The 16,371-nt window shown below is 61.7% G+C and carries 17 protein-coding genes; 10 read left to right on the top strand and 7 right to left on the bottom strand.

What is annotated here, in order from left to right:
• The first annotated feature begins 8 nt into the window (after positions 1 to 8).
• From K7R21_RS16810 to K7R21_RS16780, 7 genes are all read left to right on the top strand, one after another.
• Positions 9 to 1,328 carry a hypothetical protein gene (locus tag K7R21_RS16810; RefSeq protein ID WP_224984427.1) on the top strand — a complete coding sequence of 440 codons (1,320 nt, stop codon included), beginning with the start codon at positions 9 to 11 and terminating at the stop codon, positions 1,326 to 1,328.
• A 2-nt stretch (positions 1,329 to 1,330) separates the two neighbouring features.
• The gene (locus K7R21_RS16805) at positions 1,331 to 2,464 is read left to right on the top strand and encodes a glutathionylspermidine synthase family protein (protein ID WP_224984426.1); all 1,134 of its coding nucleotides are present in this window, start codon (positions 1,331 to 1,333) and stop codon (positions 2,462 to 2,464) included.
• A gap of 1 nt (position 2,465) precedes the next feature.
• Complete coding sequence (locus K7R21_RS16800) at positions 2,466 to 2,882, top strand: DUF350 domain-containing protein (RefSeq protein WP_224984425.1); 417 nt, start codon at positions 2,466 to 2,468, stop codon at positions 2,880 to 2,882.
• A gap of 303 nt (positions 2,883 to 3,185) precedes the next feature.
• Positions 3,186 to 3,926 (top strand): molybdate ABC transporter substrate-binding protein, encoded by a 741-nt coding sequence (gene modA, locus K7R21_RS16795; RefSeq protein WP_224984424.1) that lies wholly within the window; start codon positions 3,186 to 3,188, stop codon positions 3,924 to 3,926.
• A 196-nt stretch (positions 3,927 to 4,122) separates the two neighbouring features.
• Complete coding sequence (locus K7R21_RS16790; protein WP_224984423.1) at positions 4,123 to 6,021, top strand: PAS domain-containing hybrid sensor histidine kinase/response regulator; 1,899 nt, start codon at positions 4,123 to 4,125, stop codon at positions 6,019 to 6,021.
• A 29-nt stretch (positions 6,022 to 6,050) separates the two neighbouring features.
• The gene (locus K7R21_RS16785) at positions 6,051 to 6,650 is read left to right on the top strand and encodes a response regulator (protein WP_224984422.1); all 600 of its coding nucleotides are present in this window, start codon (positions 6,051 to 6,053) and stop codon (positions 6,648 to 6,650) included.
• A 79-nt stretch (positions 6,651 to 6,729) separates the two neighbouring features.
• Positions 6,730 to 7,155, top strand: coding sequence for a MarR family winged helix-turn-helix transcriptional regulator (locus K7R21_RS16780; RefSeq protein WP_224984421.1), 426 nt, complete (start codon positions 6,730 to 6,732; stop codon positions 7,153 to 7,155).
• Between the two features lie 68 nt (positions 7,156 to 7,223).
• Here the strand turns inward: K7R21_RS16780 and K7R21_RS16775 are convergent, their stop codons facing one another.
• The 4 genes from K7R21_RS16775 to K7R21_RS16760 all read right to left on the bottom strand — a co-directional run bounded on the left by K7R21_RS16775 (position 7,224) and on the right by K7R21_RS16760 (position 10,161).
• The gene (locus K7R21_RS16775; RefSeq protein WP_224984420.1) at positions 7,224 to 7,934 is read right to left on the bottom strand and encodes a cytidylate kinase-like family protein; all 711 of its coding nucleotides are present in this window, start codon (positions 7,932 to 7,934) and stop codon (positions 7,224 to 7,226) included.
• A 27-nt stretch (positions 7,935 to 7,961) separates the two neighbouring features.
• Positions 7,962 to 8,681 carry a PilZ domain-containing protein gene (locus K7R21_RS16770; protein WP_224984419.1) on the bottom strand — a complete coding sequence of 240 codons (720 nt, stop codon included), beginning with the start codon at positions 8,679 to 8,681 and terminating at the stop codon, positions 7,962 to 7,964.
• Positions 8,682 to 8,699: 18 nt separating this feature from the next.
• Complete coding sequence (locus K7R21_RS16765; RefSeq protein ID WP_224984418.1) at positions 8,700 to 9,092, bottom strand: response regulator; 393 nt, start codon at positions 9,090 to 9,092, stop codon at positions 8,700 to 8,702.
• A gap of 133 nt (positions 9,093 to 9,225) precedes the next feature.
• On the bottom strand, positions 9,226 to 10,161 hold the full coding sequence (locus tag K7R21_RS16760; protein ID WP_224984417.1) for an NAD(P)H-binding protein: 936 nt from the start codon (positions 10,159 to 10,161) through the stop codon (positions 9,226 to 9,228).
• A gap of 210 nt (positions 10,162 to 10,371) precedes the next feature.
• On the opposite strand from K7R21_RS16760, the gene K7R21_RS16755 reads away from it, so the two are divergent.
• Positions 10,372 to 10,668, top strand: coding sequence for an MTH1187 family thiamine-binding protein (locus K7R21_RS16755; protein WP_224984416.1), 297 nt, complete (start codon positions 10,372 to 10,374; stop codon positions 10,666 to 10,668).
• 36 nt (positions 10,669 to 10,704) lie between these two features.
• Positions 10,705 to 11,865 carry a DUF2235 domain-containing protein gene (locus tag K7R21_RS16750; RefSeq protein ID WP_224984415.1) on the top strand — a complete coding sequence of 387 codons (1,161 nt, stop codon included), beginning with the start codon at positions 10,705 to 10,707 and terminating at the stop codon, positions 11,863 to 11,865.
• 122 nt (positions 11,866 to 11,987) lie between these two features.
• Here K7R21_RS16750 and K7R21_RS16745 read toward each other — a convergent pair whose 3' ends face one another.
• From K7R21_RS16745 to K7R21_RS16735, 3 genes are all read right to left on the bottom strand, one after another.
• Positions 11,988 to 12,380, bottom strand: coding sequence for an FKBP-type peptidyl-prolyl cis-trans isomerase (locus tag K7R21_RS16745; RefSeq protein WP_224984414.1), 393 nt, complete (start codon positions 12,378 to 12,380; stop codon positions 11,988 to 11,990).
• A gap of 86 nt (positions 12,381 to 12,466) precedes the next feature.
• Entirely contained in the window at positions 12,467 to 13,366 is a 900-nt protein-coding gene (locus K7R21_RS16740; protein WP_224984413.1) for an ROK family protein, read from the bottom strand.
• A 122-nt stretch (positions 13,367 to 13,488) separates the two neighbouring features.
• Entirely contained in the window at positions 13,489 to 14,208 is a 720-nt protein-coding gene (locus K7R21_RS16735) for a Smr/MutS family protein (RefSeq protein WP_224984412.1), read from the bottom strand.
• Positions 14,209 to 14,454: 246 nt separating this feature from the next.
• Here K7R21_RS16735 and K7R21_RS16730 point away from each other — a divergent pair, with 246 nt between their 5' ends.
• Positions 14,455 to 16,371 (top strand): GspE/PulE family protein, encoded by a 1,917-nt coding sequence (locus K7R21_RS16730; RefSeq protein WP_224984411.1) that lies wholly within the window; start codon positions 14,455 to 14,457, stop codon positions 16,369 to 16,371.

The following is a 16,371-nucleotide window of genomic DNA, read 5'->3' as shown; positions in this document are numbered from 1 at the left end:
GGAGTACCATGGCCCTTTTCGAAAAGATCGCGTTCGACCAGATGGATAACCAGCCGGACCAACCGGAGCGCTCCCTGCGCAATTGGCAGGAGGGAGAGACGCTCACCATCCGGTACCGGCTCTGGCCCAAGTTGAGCACGCTGATCACCCCCATCATCCTGCTCCCCTTCTTCCGGCTTTTCCTGGAGGACGGCTTCTTCGTGTTTCAGATCCTCTGCGTGGTGGCCCTGGTGGCCTGCTGCCAGATCGGCGCCGACTGCCTCTTCACCCAGGAGATCATGCTCACGCCGGACCGGATCTTCAAAAACGGCCTGCTCGGCATCCAGGAACTCCCGGTTTATGACCTGAAGCTGCAGGTCAACAAGCAGGAAAACCTGAAGTTCTACCACGGCTCCGACAAGAACCTGCGCGAATCCATCACCGTGTACCGCTACCTGATCAACGACGACGATTTCGCTGATACTTTGGGGTACCTGCAGGACGTCTACCACGTCAGCTTCACCGACAAGACCACCGGCGCCACCGAATCCCACTGCAGTAAGATCGCCCTGGACCAGTTCCTGAAGTCGGCGGGAAGCTACCGCCTCATGGCCGGCTTTTTCCTGCTGTTCGCCCTCATCGCCATATTCACCGTCGGGCTCTCCGATGTCTTCATGGGCATGGCGCTTTCACTCCCCGCCTATCCCGTCCGGGTCTCCGGCATCGCACTCGCCATCGCCGGCTTCTTCCTGATCCGGCACTGGAGCTCCACCTCGCGCCGCAGCAGCGAGGGGGGCTCCGCCCCGGTCATGGACCGGCTGGAGCGCGCCGACCTGAACGCCTTCTACTGCGCCACGGTCGCCGTACTCGTCGCCGGAGTGGGCCTGGTGCTCTTCATCCTGTTCGGCAACGCCCTCGACCTGTACCTCTTCATGATCGTCGCCTGGTTTTATTTCCGGGACGGCTATCCACGCCTTTCCACCTGGGAGCGCCTTTCCGCGAGCAAGCCGGCACCGGAGTCGTCCCTCGCCCCCACCCAACTGCTGCCGCGGCGCTCCCTGCAGATTTCGCTGGTACTCATGGGAACCCTGGCGGTGATGAGCTACGGCGAGGAAAACCACTACCTCTACGCCAACAAGAAGGACTGCCAGGACGACTGGGGTGACTCCTCCTGCCGGGAGGTCCCCGGCGAGGGAGGATCCGGTGGCAGCTATGGCGGCAGCGCTCACTACTACGGCCCCCGTTATGGCATCGGCTCCGGCAGGGCCACCCGCGCCGTGGGCGTGACCAGCGTGAGCCGCGGGGGCTTCGGCTCGCTAGGCGGCTTCCACGCCGGCTTCGGAGGATAGCCGTGCAGCGCATCGCGGTAACGCCGCGCGACAACTGGCGCGAGCGGGTCGAGTCGGTGGGGATGCTCTACCACACTATCGACGGCGTCCCATACTGGGACGAATCCGCCTGCTACCGCTTCACGCGCAGCGAGATCGACATGCTCGACACTGCTACCGCCGAACTACACTCGCTCTGCCTGCAGGCCGTCGAGGAGGTGATCCGGCGCGACCTGTTCACCCGGCTCCGCATTCCCAAAGAGTTCGCAGCGCTGGTGATCGATTCCTGGGAGAACGACGAGCCCACCCTGTACGGGCGCTTCGACCTGGTCTGGGACGGCAACGGACATCCCAAGATGTACGAGTACAATGCCGACACCCCCACCTCCCTGCTGGAAGCGAGCGTGGTGCAGTGGTTCTGGCTTCGGGAGACCCGCCCCGACTACGACCAGTTCAACTCCATCCATGAGAAGCTGATCCGCTTCTGGCAGCGCTGGCCCAACCTGCACACGACTCCGATCCACTTCGCCTGCGCCGGCGATGCCATGGAAGACCTGGGCAACCTGGAATACCTGCGCGACACCGCCCTGCAGGGAGGCGCGCGCACGCGCCGGCTCTTCATCGAGGAGATCGGCTGGGACAGCGCCAGGTTGGATTTCGTCGACCTCGACGACGCGCCCATCCGGGTGCTGTTCAAGCTCTACCCGTGGGAGTGGATGATCCGGGAGGAGTTCGGTCGCCACCTGACCCGGGCCAGGATCCGCCTTTTGGAGCCCCCTTGGAAGATGGTGCTCAGCAACAAGGGGATCCTCCCCATCCTGTGGGACCTGTTCGAGGGGCACCCGAACCTCCTGCCGGCCAGCTTCGAGGATCAGCCCCTGCTGGGGGAGTTCGTCCGCAAGCCCCTCTTCTCCCGGGAGGGGAGCAACATCGAGATCCACCGGGCGGGGAGCGTGACCAGGACCCCCGGCAGCTACGGCGGCGACGGCTACATCATGCAGCGCTACCAGCCGCTGCCCGATTTCGGCGGCAACTACCCGGTGATCGGCTCCTGGGTGATCGACGGCGACCCCGCCGGGATCGGCATCCGGGAGGATGCGACGGAGATCACGACCAACGGCAGCAGGTTCCTGCCGCACTTTTTCGTGGAGGGATGAGATGAATTCGGTAACGGTGGTGGAGTCCCTGGGAGGAGTGAACGGTTACTTCCTGCATTTTCTGGCCGCGGCGCTACTGGTGGCCCTGTTCTGCGTCGTCTACGTGCGCATCACACCCTACCCGGAGTTCAAGCTGATCGCCCAAGGCAAGGTGGCCCCCGCAGTGAGCTTCGCCGGGGCCCTGCTCGGCTTTGCCATCTCCCTGGCCAGCGCTATCGCCCATAGCGTATCGTTGCTGGACATGCTGGTCTGGGCGGCGGTCGCCCTGCTGGTCCAGTTGCTGGTGTTCCTGGTGCTGCGTATAATCTTCGCCGACCTGAGCCGCGCCATAGCGGGCGACGTACTGGCCCCGGCCATCCTGCTGGGTGCCCTCTCACTTGCCGCCGGCATCGTGAACGCCGCCTGCATGACCTACTAGTGCCGCATCCTGTGGCAGCTGCCCCTTTTCCCGGCACTCGCCCGGCCTTCCCTTCTCTTGTTCCCCTTGTATATCCCCCCGATCCTGGTTGATCGAAGCGCGCGGGACATTGGCCAACGTTGCGCTCCCTCCCCTTGCGGGAGGTGGGAGGTGCCCCCACCAACTTCTCCCTTCTAAGAACCATCGCATCGATGGATCTAACACTCCCAGCAAACATGGCACGCGTTATGTAACTGAGGGAACTGCGGCAGGCACCGCGCAGGTGCCGAACCGTCCATTTCGCGGTACACAAAGGAGCCCGCCATGAAGAAAGTACTGACCCAGGCAGCATCGTCCTTCTTGGTCCTGCTGCTGCTCGCCACACCGGTTCTCGCCGGGGAAATCACCATCTCCGCCGCCGCCAGCCTCAAGGAAGCGATCAACGAACTCGCCGACAGTTTTACCCGCAAACACCCCGACACCAGGATCGTCAGGAACTACGGCGCTTCCGGTACCCTCGCCAAGCAGATCGAAAGTGGCGCCCCCGCCGACATCTTCATCTCGGCCAACGAACAATGGATGAGCTACCTCCAAGAGCGGAGGCTGGTTTCCTCCGTCGAGATTCTGGCCTGCAACACCCTGGTCTTTGCCGGCAGCACGACCAAGAGGGTCAGCGGCATGCACGACCTCGTCGCCCTGGACAGGATCGCGTTAGGTAGCCCCAAGAGCGTCCCTGCCGGCGAGTACGCCGCCGAGGCCATCAGCAAGGCGGGCCTGACACGGCAACTGGGGGGGAAACTGGTCTTCGCCAAAGACGTCCGGGAGAGCATGATGTACGCCGAGCGCGGCGAGGTGGAGGGGGCCTTCGTCTACCGCAGCGACGCACTGCTGGGGAAGCGGGCGCGCATCCTGTTCACCGTGCCGCAAAAGCTCTACCCGCGCGTGACCTACCCGATGGCGCTCACCTCGTCAGCGGCCGGCAAGGGCGAGGCTGCTGCCTTCTTTCATTATCTGAAACAGCCCGAGACAGTCTCGGTATTAAAGAAATACGGCTTCTCATTCTAGCCGACTGGCTGAAGAACTGACGTTGAGGCAAACACTACCAGTATTATCTTGGGCACTATAAACCCCTAATTTTCTGCAACTATGGCAATAAATAGCTTCAGAAAAAAATATATTTGAGAGAATCAAATTATCTGATAATAATGTTCCCGAGCTTAAACAGTTCATCAGATTCGAGCGCAACAAGAAGAGGGCCAGAATGGCAACGAACGACAGTACCCCTCCCAGCACGCCCCCACCCTCGGGCAAAGGCTCGACCGGGCGCCCCCCCCTTGAGCAGATGCTGGCCGACCACTACCTGAAAATCCTGGCTCAAGCACCGGTACTCATCTGGCGCGCCAACACCAAGGCGGAGTGCGACTGGTTTAACGACACCTGGCTCTCGTTCACCGGCCGGACTATGGAACAGGAATACGGCAGTGGCTGGGCCGAAGGGGTACACCCGGAGGACCTGCAGCGTTGCGTAGATATCTGGCTGGGGGCTTTCGAGAAGCGGGAAAGTTTCGAGATGGAGTACCGCCTGCGCCGTCACGACGGTGAGTTCCGCTGGATCCTGGACATCGGCCGCCCGATGCAAGCGGTAGACGACAGCTTCGCAGGCTACATCGGCTACTGCTTCGACATCACCGATCGGAAAAGGGCGGAAATGGAGCTGGTGCTGGCACGGGAGAGCGCTGAGGCGGCCAACAAGGCCAAGAGCGACTTCCTCGCCAACATGAGCCACGAGATCCGCACCCCGATGAACAGCATCATGGGGATGTCGCAGCTGCTTGCCTTCACCGAGCTCACTGCCGAGCAGAAGGAGTACGTGGACGGTATCCTGGCCTCGTCCGAGGGGCTTTTGGCCATCATCAACGACATCCTCGACCTGTCCAAGGTGGAGGCCGGCAAGATCGACTTGGAGCTGCACAGCTTCAGCATCAGGCGCAGCATCAACGAGGTCCTCAAGACTCAGATGAGCGCGGTGGTGGCAAAAGCGCTCTTCTTGCGCGCCAACGTCGCCGAGGATGTGCCCGACACCCTAGTGGGTGACCAGCTGAGGCTGAAGCAGGTGCTGCTCAACATCGTCGGCAACGCCATCAAGTTCACCAAAGAAGGGGGCGTCACTGTCTCGGTCACGATCAAGGAGCAGCGCGCCGACGTCATCGATCTCCAGATCAGCGTCATCGACAGCGGCGTCGGCATAACCGCCGAAGCGATCGACCGCATCTTCTCCCCGTTCGGCCAGGAGGACAGCTCCACCACGCGCAAGTACGGCGGCACCGGGCTTGGGCTCTCCATAAGCAGCAAGCTAGTCGAGCTCATGGGGGGAACTCTCTGGGCCGAAAGCCGCAAAAACGCAGGGAGCAGCTTCCGCATGGTAATCCCGTTCCGGCGCTCCAGCGAATTGCTGGGGTCCCAAACCCCCTCCAGGAGCGAGGCACGGCCACTGTGGGAAGGCAAGAAGCTGCACATCCTGCTGGCCGACGACCAGGAAACCAACCGGAGCGTCATGTCACGGCTTTTGGAACGCTTCGGGCACACGCTACATACCGCCGCCCACGGGGAAGAGGTGTTGCGCAAATGGCACGAGCAACGCTTCGACGTCATCCTGATGGACGTGGAAATGCCTACCATGGACGGCACCGAAGCCATGCGCCGCATCAGAGACCTCGAACAGGCTTCGGGCAACCGTACCGCTATCATCGCCATCACCGCCCACGCGCTCAAGAACCAGCAGGAGATGTTCCTGCAGTTGGGCTACGACGGTTACGTCGCAAAACCGGTCGAAATCGCCTCGTTGCTGCAGGAACTGAAGCGCTGCCTTCAGGTGTCCGAAGTCAGGCAGGACCTTCCCTCGCAGGCAGTTCCCCCCTCAGCGGCAGATTCTGTTGACATCGCCAAACTTGCCGACATACTTAGCTCCGTGGTCCCACTGTTACAGCAAAGAAACATGATGGTGCTGGACAAGGTTAGCGACCTTGCCAATGCCGCTCCCGAACTCCCCGCGCTGTCTCAGTTGAACCAGCAAATCAGGCAGTTTGATTGCACCGCAGCCCTACAGACAGTGCAAAGGCTGTGCGAAGAGCTGAACATCCGGATTGACCAGCGTCTGTAATCAGATTGCCTGGTCGCACTGAGGGACAGGTGGCAAAAAAAACCCTTCTTGTCGTAGACGATACCGTCGACAATCTCATCATCCTCTATAAGCTGCTGCGCACAGAGTACGCAGTCATCGGCGCCAACAGCGGCATCGAGGCACTGCGGCTGGTGCACTCCGCAGCGCCGGACCTGATCCTTCTGGACATCATGATGCCGGAAATGGACGGCTACGAGGTGTGCCGGCAACTGAAACTGGACCCGCACTTGCGCGACATCCCGGTCATCTTCATCTCCGCGCTCAACGAGGAGGTGGACGAGGCCCGCGGCTTCGAGATGGGCGCTGTGGACTTCATCACCAAACCGGTGAAGCCGGCCATCTTGGCGCGGCGCGTGGCAGTGCACTTGGAGTTGCAGTCCCAGAAGGTGGCGCTGCAACACCGAAACCACGAACTGCAGGCGGCCCTGTCCCGGGTGAAGGAGCTTTCCGGGCTCCTCCCTATCTGCATGACCTGCAAGAAGATCAGGGATGACCAAGGGTACTGGAACCAGTTAGAGTCCTACATCTCAGAACACTCCGAGGCGCTGTTCAGCCACAGTTATTGCCCCGAATGCGCCGCTATCGCCATGGACGACTTTCTCAACTAGAACTCGATGCCGGTAGCGGCTTGAACCTGCCGGTTTTTTTTGTTGACTTTAGTTGGTCGTCAAACTAAATTCCCATCCCATGGACACTCGCAACATCGCCGCCATCATCAGCGAAACCCGCGCCGGCATCAACCGGTACCTGCTCCAGGAGCTCAAACGCCTGGGGATGGAGGGACTCGCCCCTTCGCACGGCGCCATCCTGTATCACCTCTTCACTAACGATGAGGTCACCATGAAGGACCTGGCCAAGGCGGTGCGCCGGGACAAGTCAACGGTCACCGCACTGGTGGGGAAGCTGGTCGCCAACGGCTACGTGGACAAGGTGAGCAGCACGCTGGACCAAAGGACGGTGTACGTCAGGCTGTCACAGCGGGGACAGGCGTTGCAGCCGGTTTTCCAAGAGGTCTCCCGCAACCTGATCGACCAGATGTGGCGCGGCGTCGACGAAGCGGAGCAACGCGAACTGGTGCGCCTGTTGAAAAAGATCCGAGCTAACCTGCCCTAACCCTTTCCCTTATCACCCCTTCATCCTTGGTAGGTACGGATCGATAGGTGCCGCACAGCAACGGCGCTTCACCCCACCGTCCCCAGCACGAAATCGGCGATGATGTGGGCGATCCGGTCCGAAGTGCAGCGATCGTTGTTGAAGAGCATGTCGTAGAGGGCGGGGTCGTGGCCGTCTTGGTTCAGGAAGTCGCTGGTGAAGCGATCACGCACCTTTTGCTGCCGGTGCATGAGCTTCTCGGCCTCCTCCTCTTCCATATTGAGACGACGGGCCAGGGTGGTGATCTTGAAAGCTTCCGAACCGAAGATCCGGAAGTGATAGGAATGTTCCAGGTGCCGCGCCACGATGGCGCCCCCAAGGTCGAGGATGAGGACGTTGCCCTGCTCCGCGAGCGCCACCACGTGCTGGGACAGCGGCAGGAAGTAGTCGTAGTTGCTCTTCCAGCGCGAGGAGAAGGTGGCCAGGATCTCGGACAGGAGCCGGTTGTTCTCTCCCAGGGTGCGCAGGATCTCCTGGGACAGGTTGTGCCGCTTGGCGACCTCGTCGATTATGGCCCGGTCGATCATGACCCATTCCTCGCCGGTTCTCTGCATCAGGATGTCGCGCAAAAGCTCGGCTGTCGGGTAGCCGGTGCAGCCATACTCCCGAGAGATGGTGATGCAGGGGCGGGGCTTGGGCTTGGCCTGCCTCGACGCCGCCTTCTCTTTCTGTCTGCGGTTGTACTCCTCGAGGCTCCCTATCCGCAAATCCACCGACGGTATGAACAGGTTGTCAGGCATCTCTCTCTCCTTGTCCCCGGCTTGGCCCTAGCCGCTCATCTCCTTCAATTCCCGGATCAGGTCCACCTGGCGCTGGAAGATGAAACGGGACAGCACCCCTTCTGCCTGTGCATCGGAGCTTATGGAAAAGCGGCAGAGGTCGCCGTCGTTGCCACAGGCGACGTCAACCACGGTCGCCGGCACCTCCAGCGGGGTCACCGTGTTGTGCAGCAGGTTGGGCATCATCACCTTGAGCAGCACCTCGTCCCTTTTGGCCAGTTGGCTCGCCTGCGCGCTCAGCATCGAGAATCCCCCCAGGGAGACATCGAGCGCCTGTGCCGCCACGGTGTGTCCCGACGCAATTATCTCTGCCTCGCAGGGAGGATCCAGTTCGAGCCGCAGTGACGCGCGCTGTTCAGCCATGAGGTCCACGTAGCAGAAGTTGTGCAGCGAGGCCATCATGCGCCGCACGTCCGCGTCCTTGACGTCGGCCAACAGGGTCTGGCTGAAGGTGCCGCACTTGATGCAGGTCCGACCGGACAGCCCCAGGGCGACCGCCTGCTGCGGGTGCACGTCCAGTTCCAGGACCTGCCCGCTGATTTCCACGAGGGTCGCCGGATAGCTGATCGGCAATCCCTTGTAGTAGTTCAGCAGCTTCACCCTGGTCCCCGCCCCGCTTTTGATGAGTGCCCGGAAACTGGAGAGTATCTCCGCCGAGTCCTGTTCCGGGGAGGTCTGCACCGTCGGCCGGTAAAAGTTAGGTTCCATGTTCGGCCCTTTCCTGCGTCACAGCAGGCCGTGGCGCTGCAGGATGGCCATCAGGTCGGCCCGCGCCACCGGCTTCACCAGGTAGTCGGAGCAGTCGCCGTCCCACATTGCCTCTTCCATGTTGGCAGGGGAGTTCAGGGCAGTGGTCATGATGATGACACTCTTGCGCCCGTCGCTGCCGTGTTGCCGTTCCGCTTGGCGCATCAGCTTCAGGGCCTGCTGGCCGTCCATCTCCGGCATGACGATGTCAAGCAGCACTAGGTCGAACGGGTGCCCCTGCTGCAGCGCGGTGGAGAAGCGATCCACCCCCTCCCGGCCATTGCCCGCGGTCTCGATCTCCGCTACCCCCTGCAGAAACATCATGAGACCCTCGCGCAGGAATTCGTTGTCCTCAATGATCAAGCACTTCATCTCTCTCCCCTACCGCCTGGTACGATGGCGAAACGACAGATGTTGAAACAGTTTCTACGACGGCTGGCTGCCGTCCCTGCTCAGCTTATCGGCAGTTGTTAATTAAGCTTGAAAAGGGAGTTGGCGGTTTTTTTCATGTGGGAATCGCCTGGGCCTGCCCAGCCTCCTCCTCCAGCGCCCGACGCACCGCATCCTCGAAGCCGGTAAGGGGGATAGGCAGAATCTTCCTGATCTCCTGGTCGTGGCAGATAACCTCGTTGCCAAGCCCTTCGATGAGCGGCATCGAAATGGACGGCTTCACCGGCGTGATCAGCCAGACCCAGTAAGAGGAGAGTTTCGGGGTCAGGAACGGGACCGGGATGATCTTGATGAACTTCTTTTCCACCTCGGCGAAGCGCTCCATCATGTCGCGGTAGGACAGCAGTTCCGGCCCACCGATGTCGTAGGTCTGCCCGGCGGTGCGCGGGTCCTTCAGGCACCCCACCAGGTAGGCGATCACGTCCTGGACCGCGATGAACTGGCATCGGGTGGAGACCCAGCGCGGTGTGATCATGACCGGAAGCCGCTCTACGAGGTAACGGATCATCTCGAAAGAGGCGCCCCCCGCACCGATGATGACGGCGGCCCTCAGATAGGTGGTCTGGAAAGCACCGCGCTGCAGGATCCTCGCCACCTCCAGACGGCTCGCTAGGTGCTCCGAGAGTTGGTCACCTTCCTCGCCCAGTCCCCCCAGGTAGATGACCCGCTTCACCCCCTGCATCTCCGCCGCCGTTACAAAATTCTCCGCCGCCTGGCGGTCGCGCTGCTCGAATCCCGCGCGGTCGCCGGCCATGGCGTGCACCAGGTAGTACGCGGTCTCGATCCCCCGCAATGGCGCGAGCAGCGAGTTGCGCTGCAGCAGATCCCCCTGTGCCACCTCCACCTGCGGGGGAAAGACGGCATCCGACCTGCGCACCAGGCATCGGATCGGGATACCTTCCGCCGCCAGCGCGTTGACCAGCCTGCTGCCGATGAAACCGGTGCCCCCGGTGATCAGTACCTTCGCTTTTGCGTTCTCTGTCTGAGTCAAGATATTCTCCGCTGTAACAGTTCTTTAACGCATGGGAATTGAATCAGTTTAGGGCCTGGGCAGTTAAAGTCAACACGGGCGAGGCTATGGCGGGTCCGGTGCTGGCAATAAAGTTTGCGGCTTTAAAACTTGCTCATCATCTATTATCATTGCTACTCGGCCCGGAGGTCTCCGCAGGCCGCAACTAACAGTATAGAAGGAGCATACGTCATGAGAGTCATGGTTGATCTGTGCATCGTCCCGCTGGGTGTCGGCGTCTCCCTTTCCAGCTATATCGCGGCCTGCGAAAAGGTGCTGAACGAGGCCGGGCTGAAGATCGCGCTGCATTCCTACGGGACCAACATCGAGGGGGAGTGGGACGAGGTGTTCGCGGCGATCAAGCGTTGCCACGAGACCGTCCACGCCTTGGGCGCCCCTCGCATCACCACCACAATTAAACTCGGCACCCGTACCGACCGGGAGCAGACTATGGAGGACAAGATCAGGAGCGTGCAGGAGAAGATGTAGGAACTACATCAACGCGGTTTTGCGAGGAGGTTCGCCATGTCAAAGAAACTGGTGGTGTGCTTTGATGGGACCTGGAACAAACCCGACGAACAAAGCGACGGCAGGGATACCAACACCAACGTGGAGCGGCTTTTCGCTTCCGTGGCCGGCGCCGATGCCAGGCATTACTCCGATGGCGACCTTCCGGCCGGCACGCTGAAATGGTACGAATCGGGTGTCGGCACCAAGTGGTACGAACACATCCGCGGCGGCGCCTTCGGCTACGGACTGTCCCTGAATATCCGCGAGGGGTACAAGTTCCTGATCGACAACTATGAACAGGGTGACGAGATCTACGTCTACGGCTTCAGTCGCGGCGCCTACACGGCCAGGAGCATGGTGGGGCTGATCAGGAATTCAGGGCTGCTGGACCGCGACAAGATCCTCCAAGTCAGGGCGGGTGCGAATGAGAAGTACCCCGGCTGGCCCCGCCCGACGGTGGAAGAGTTCAAGAGGATTCATCCCGACGACATCCCGCACATCATGGACGCCTACCAGCTGTACCGCAACCGCGACGGCAGCGCCGACACCGATTTCGCGGTCAGCTTCAGGGACCAGTTCGCACACCAGGGGGTGAAGATCAGACTGCTCGGCGTCTGGGACACAGTCGGGGCGCTCGGGATCCCCTTCAAGGTGTTCGAGTCCTTCAACGCGGAACACTACAAGTTCCACGACCAGGAGCTGAGCGCCATCGTGGAGAATGCCTTTCATGCCATCGCCATCGACGAGCACCGCGAGAATTATGACGTCACCATATGGAATCCGAAGCAGAAGGTGAACCAGGTCATGGAGCAGGTCTGGTTTGCCGGTGCCCACGCCGACGTCGGTGGGGGGTATGACGTGCCGGTGCATCCCCTTGCCGATGCCGCGCTGGCGTGGATGCAGAAGAAGAGCCTTCTTAACGGGTCGGGACTGAGCTTCACCGAGATGCAGCAGGTTGATGAGGACAAGATCAAGGAGGCACAGCCGACCGACTCGTTCCGGCAGTTCCTGGGCGGGGTGTACCGGATGTTGAAGGATCGCTACTACCGGAAGATGGGGGCAATCGAGTTCGGCAACGAGTTCTGCAGCGAGATCTGCGGCCAGATCTCGGGCTACTCACCAAGGAACCAGGGGTACATCACGGTCAAGATAGAGGTGCCGGCGCCTCAGCAGTGACGGCGGCAGCAACCCGCTCCGGGTCAGCGCCCACCCAAACGGGTGGGCGCAGTCCGGAACTCCAGTTGCTTGTTACTGGTTTCGGAGTGGTGTGAGGCAGGAAGGCATCTCGCGACAAGTCGTCACGCCGCCTCTACTGACAGCATTTCGATTTCGAAGAAGACATCCTGGTCGGAAGGGAGGGGTTCGCGGTAGTCACGCCTGCCCAGGGAGAGGGAGACGTCTCCGCCCGCGCCGGGGCCGAAATCGTAGGCGACACCGGGGGCCCGGTCGGTCGAGAAGGCAAAGTGGGAACCAAGGGGAAAGGGGAAGAGGTTGGCCTCGTTGGCCGGCACGCGGATGACGCGGTGATCGCCGCGGGCCATGCCCATGAGCCCCTCTTCCAGAACAGGGGGAACGCGTCCCGTTCCCACCACGAACTCGAGGGTGTTGTGTTCGCCGACCAGGTAGACCCTGCCGTCGTCGAGCCTGCACTTGTACCTGATGTTGATCCTTTTGCCAGTTTTGGTTTCCATAGGGCACCGCCTTTGTTGGGGTTGGGGCCAGAAACCAGACTATAGTAGCAAACACATTAGTTATTTCAAATTTTCTATTGAGAAGGCTAGATGCCGATCCAGGCCGCCCCGAAGACACCGGCGGAATCTCCGAGCTGGTTTTTCAGGATCGGCGTGCGCAGGTCGTTGTGAAAGGCGTAGTGCCGTACCCGTTCCACGCCAGCGTAGTACAGCTCCTCGATATTGGAAAGCCCTCCCCCCAAGACCACAGCATCGGGATCGAGGATCGAGATGAGGCCGCCCATGCTGCGGCCGAAATCATCCAAAAAGGTGTTGAAGGCCAACAGGGCCCGCGCCTCGCCGCGACGGGCTCCGGCCACGATCTCCTCCATGGTCAGGCTCACACCGTTGCGGGCCAGGTAGGCCGCTTCCACACCGGAGCCGCTGATCTTGGTCTCGATGCAGCCGCGGTTGCCGCAGTAGCAAGGCGCTCCGGCGGGATCGACGGAAACATGCCCCCACTCGCCGCCGATGCGATGCGGTCCCTCGCGCACCACGCCGTCTATGCAAATCCCGCCGCCGCAGCCGGTCCCCATGATCACCCCGAAGACGACCTGGTATCCGGCGCCCGCTCCCTTGCGGCACTCAGCCAAAGTGAAGCAGTCAGCGTCGTTGCGCACCCCCACCCTTCTCTCCAAAAGCCGCTCCAGGTCGGCTTGGAAAGGACGGCCGATCAGGCAGACCGAGTTGGCGTTACGCACCAGCCCCGTGACGGCATCCACCGACCCCGGAATACCCACGCCGATGGTATAAGGAGCGTCCTGAGGCAGTCGCGCGGCGAGGTCGCGCACCAGTTGCACCACTGATCCCAGAATGGCCTGGTACCCCTCGGCCAGTGGCGTGGAGCGCCGCTCCCGCACCAGGACCAGGCCCGCGGAATCGAGCAGTACCCCTTCCGTCTTGGTGCCGCCGAGATCGATGCCGATGCGAAAGATATCTCCTGCCATTGCCGCTCCCCGAAACAGACAAGCCCCCGCATGCGGAGGCCGTTCAGATCGATCATCCTGCAGGTGTGAACCGCCGGCCACAGCCGGCACCGCGCCTCACAGGTCCTGGCCAGTCCCTACCTCTAGTTCTTAGCCTCTTCCTCCACCGACTCCGCCTTTTTCTCCTTGAAGAACACCACGAAAGCGCCGGTGCCGCCCATGTCGCTGGGTGCCTGGACGAATTCCGCGACCATCCCCTTGCCATGCTCGCGGAGCCAGTTGGCGACGGCGCCCCTCAGCACCGGCTCTCCGGCGGAGTTGTTCCCCTTGCCCGTGATCACCAGCACCCCTTTCTGGCCGCGGTTATACGCCGCCTTCACGAAACGCTCCAGGTTTTCCAGCGCCTCGTCGCGGGTCAGCCCGTGCAGGTCGAGCTGCAAGTCAATCCGGATCCCGCCGCGGCGCACCTGGCGCAGCCGGTTCACCGTCGCCGGACGCGGAGCTGCCTCCTCTTCATAGGTCTGGTCGGAAAAACGGACGTCCAGCCGCAGCGCTTCCAGGGCCTTCAGGAAGACTTCCTGGTCCTCCTCGTCGCGCCGTGCCTTCGCCGTCTGTTGTACCTTCACCTGCGCCGGCGGCGCGGTCTCCGAGATACGCTTGACCCCGGCCACGGCCTCGAAGAACAACATCTCGTCCGACAGTTCCTGTGCCGTCTTGGCGGGCTTCTCCTCCTTCTTTTTCGGCGGAGTCGGGGCCGACGGTGCACCCTGCAGGTTGAGGGTGGCACCCTTGAGTGCCTTGAAGGGGGAGGCGCTGAACTCTTTCTGTTTGGGCTGTTGTTTCTCTTTGTCCTTCTTTTTCATGGGCGAGCCCTTTCCTTTGCTTCAGCTCTGCCTGCGGCCCATTGCTGCAGAGTGACAGATGTGCGCCAGCATAAGCTACTGTTTTTGCGTGTATTGAAGGAGAGAAGGTTTGCAACTTCAGGAGAGGAGATAAATTAGCCTGCTCCAATTGGAGTGGTATACTACCAAGGTTTTGGGGTGCATGTCAACGATCAGTGTCAGCCAGCGGCAGGTACTGCGATCCTGGCGCACGCGGGGGGAAGGTGCATGGAAAGTTACGGCAACTACCCGAACCAGACGGCCCGTAAGGACGGGATGGACGACTCCGGGCTGGAGATAGCATCGCTGCTGGTGAAGTCGGGCTACCTGGCGGAGACGCAACTGGCCTACGCCCAGCGGGTGAAGACCAAGCTGGCGACCCCGAGAACCCTGATCGCGGTGCTCCTGGAACTGGGTTTCTTCAGCCGGGAGCAACTGCGCGAGACCCTGCGCAATAACATGGTCTCGGTGAAGCTGGGCGCCTTGCTGGTGGAGCTCGGCTACCTGAAACCCGCCGAATTGCAGGCAGCCTTGGGCATCCAGCGTGACGGCGAAAACAGCAAGATGCTCGGGGAGATCCTTGTGGAGCAGCGCTTCATCGAGGAGTACACGCTGGCCGAGGTGCTCGCCTTCCAGCTGGGCTACCCCTTCATCGACCTGCAGGCCGCCGACATCGACCGGTCGCTCTTGGCCAAGGTCCCGCAGCACTGGCTCGCGCAGCACAACTTCGTCCCGGTCCGCGAGGAGAACGGACAGGTCCTGGTAGCGATAGCGGACCCGTTGAACCTGGAGGGAAGAAGGACCGCGGAGAAGCTCTTCGGGCAGGGCAACACGATCTTCGCCATCTGCACCATGAAGGCCATCCGCGACGCCTTCACACTGCTCAAAAGGGGGATGATCCAGGGCGACGGCACCGCGACTGACGAGCACACCGTCACCGGCATCGTCAACTCCATCTTCGAGGAAGCGCTCAAGGAGGGGGCCAGCGACATCCACATCGAGCCAATGCGCAGCGTGCTCCGGGTTCGCTTCCGCCGGGACGGGATGCTGGTGCTCTACAAGGACCTGGCCAAGGAGCTGGCACTGCCGGTCAGCAGCAGGATCAAGGTCATGGCCGAGGCCGACATCGCCGAGAGAAGAAGGCACCAGGACGGCAGGATCTGCTACGAAAGCCCCAAGACCGGCGCGACGCTCGACATGAGGGTCTCCTTCTACATCACCATCTACGGCGAGAAGATCGTGCTGCGTCTTTTGAGCATGAAGGGGGAGCTGCTGGACCTGAAGGAGATCGGCATGCCCGGCCGCATGCTGGAGCGTTTCATCGACGACGCGCTCGACACCCCCAGCGGCGTTCTCATCGTCACCGGTCCCACCGGCAGCGGCAAAACCTCCACCCTGTACAGCTGCGTGCAGCACCTGAATGACCTCTCGACCAGCATCGTAACCGCCGAAGAACCGGTCGAGTACGTCATCGAGGGGATCGCCCAGTGTTCCATCAACCAGAAGATCGGGGTGACCTTCGACGAGACCCTGCGCCACATCGTGCGCCAAGACCCGGACATCATCGTGCTCGGCGAGATCAGGGACAGTTTCTCGGCTGAGACCGCGATTCAGGCCGCGCTCACAGGGCACAAGGTGCTCACAACCTTCCACACTGAGGACAGCGTCGGAGGGCTCTTGCGCCTGATGAACATGGACATCGAGGCGTTTTTGATTGCCTCCACCGTGGTCTGCGTCCTGGCCCAGCGCCTGCTGCGCCGGGTTTGCCCGGAGTGCGCCGAGCCCTACCTCCCCAACCCGACCGAGCTGCGCCGGATCGGCTATAGCAACGTCGACTTGAGGGGGGCCGAGTTCAAGACCGGGCGAGGCTGCGGCAAGTGCCGCTACAGCGGCTACCGGGGCCGGGTCGGGGTCTTCGAGATGCTGATCCTGAACGAGTTGGTGAAAGACGCCATCCTGGGCAAGAAGACATCCTATGAGATCCGGAAGATCTCGACCGAGAGCACCGGCATGGTGACCCTGCTGGAATCAGGACTGTGCAAGGCGGCCCGGGGCGAGGTATCGCTGCACGACACGGTGCGGCTCCTGCCCAGGATCGGCAAGCCGCGCCCGATCGCCGAGATCAGGCGCCTTCTGGGGGAATAA

Origin of the sequence: Geomonas agri, assembly GCF_020179605.1 — a bacterium.
In the GTDB taxonomy this organism is placed as follows: Bacteria; Desulfobacterota; Desulfuromonadia; order Geobacterales; family Geobacteraceae; genus Geomonas; species Geomonas agri.
The sequence above is the reverse complement of the archived record's forward strand: the minus strand, read 5'-3'. Positions and strand labels throughout refer to the sequence as shown.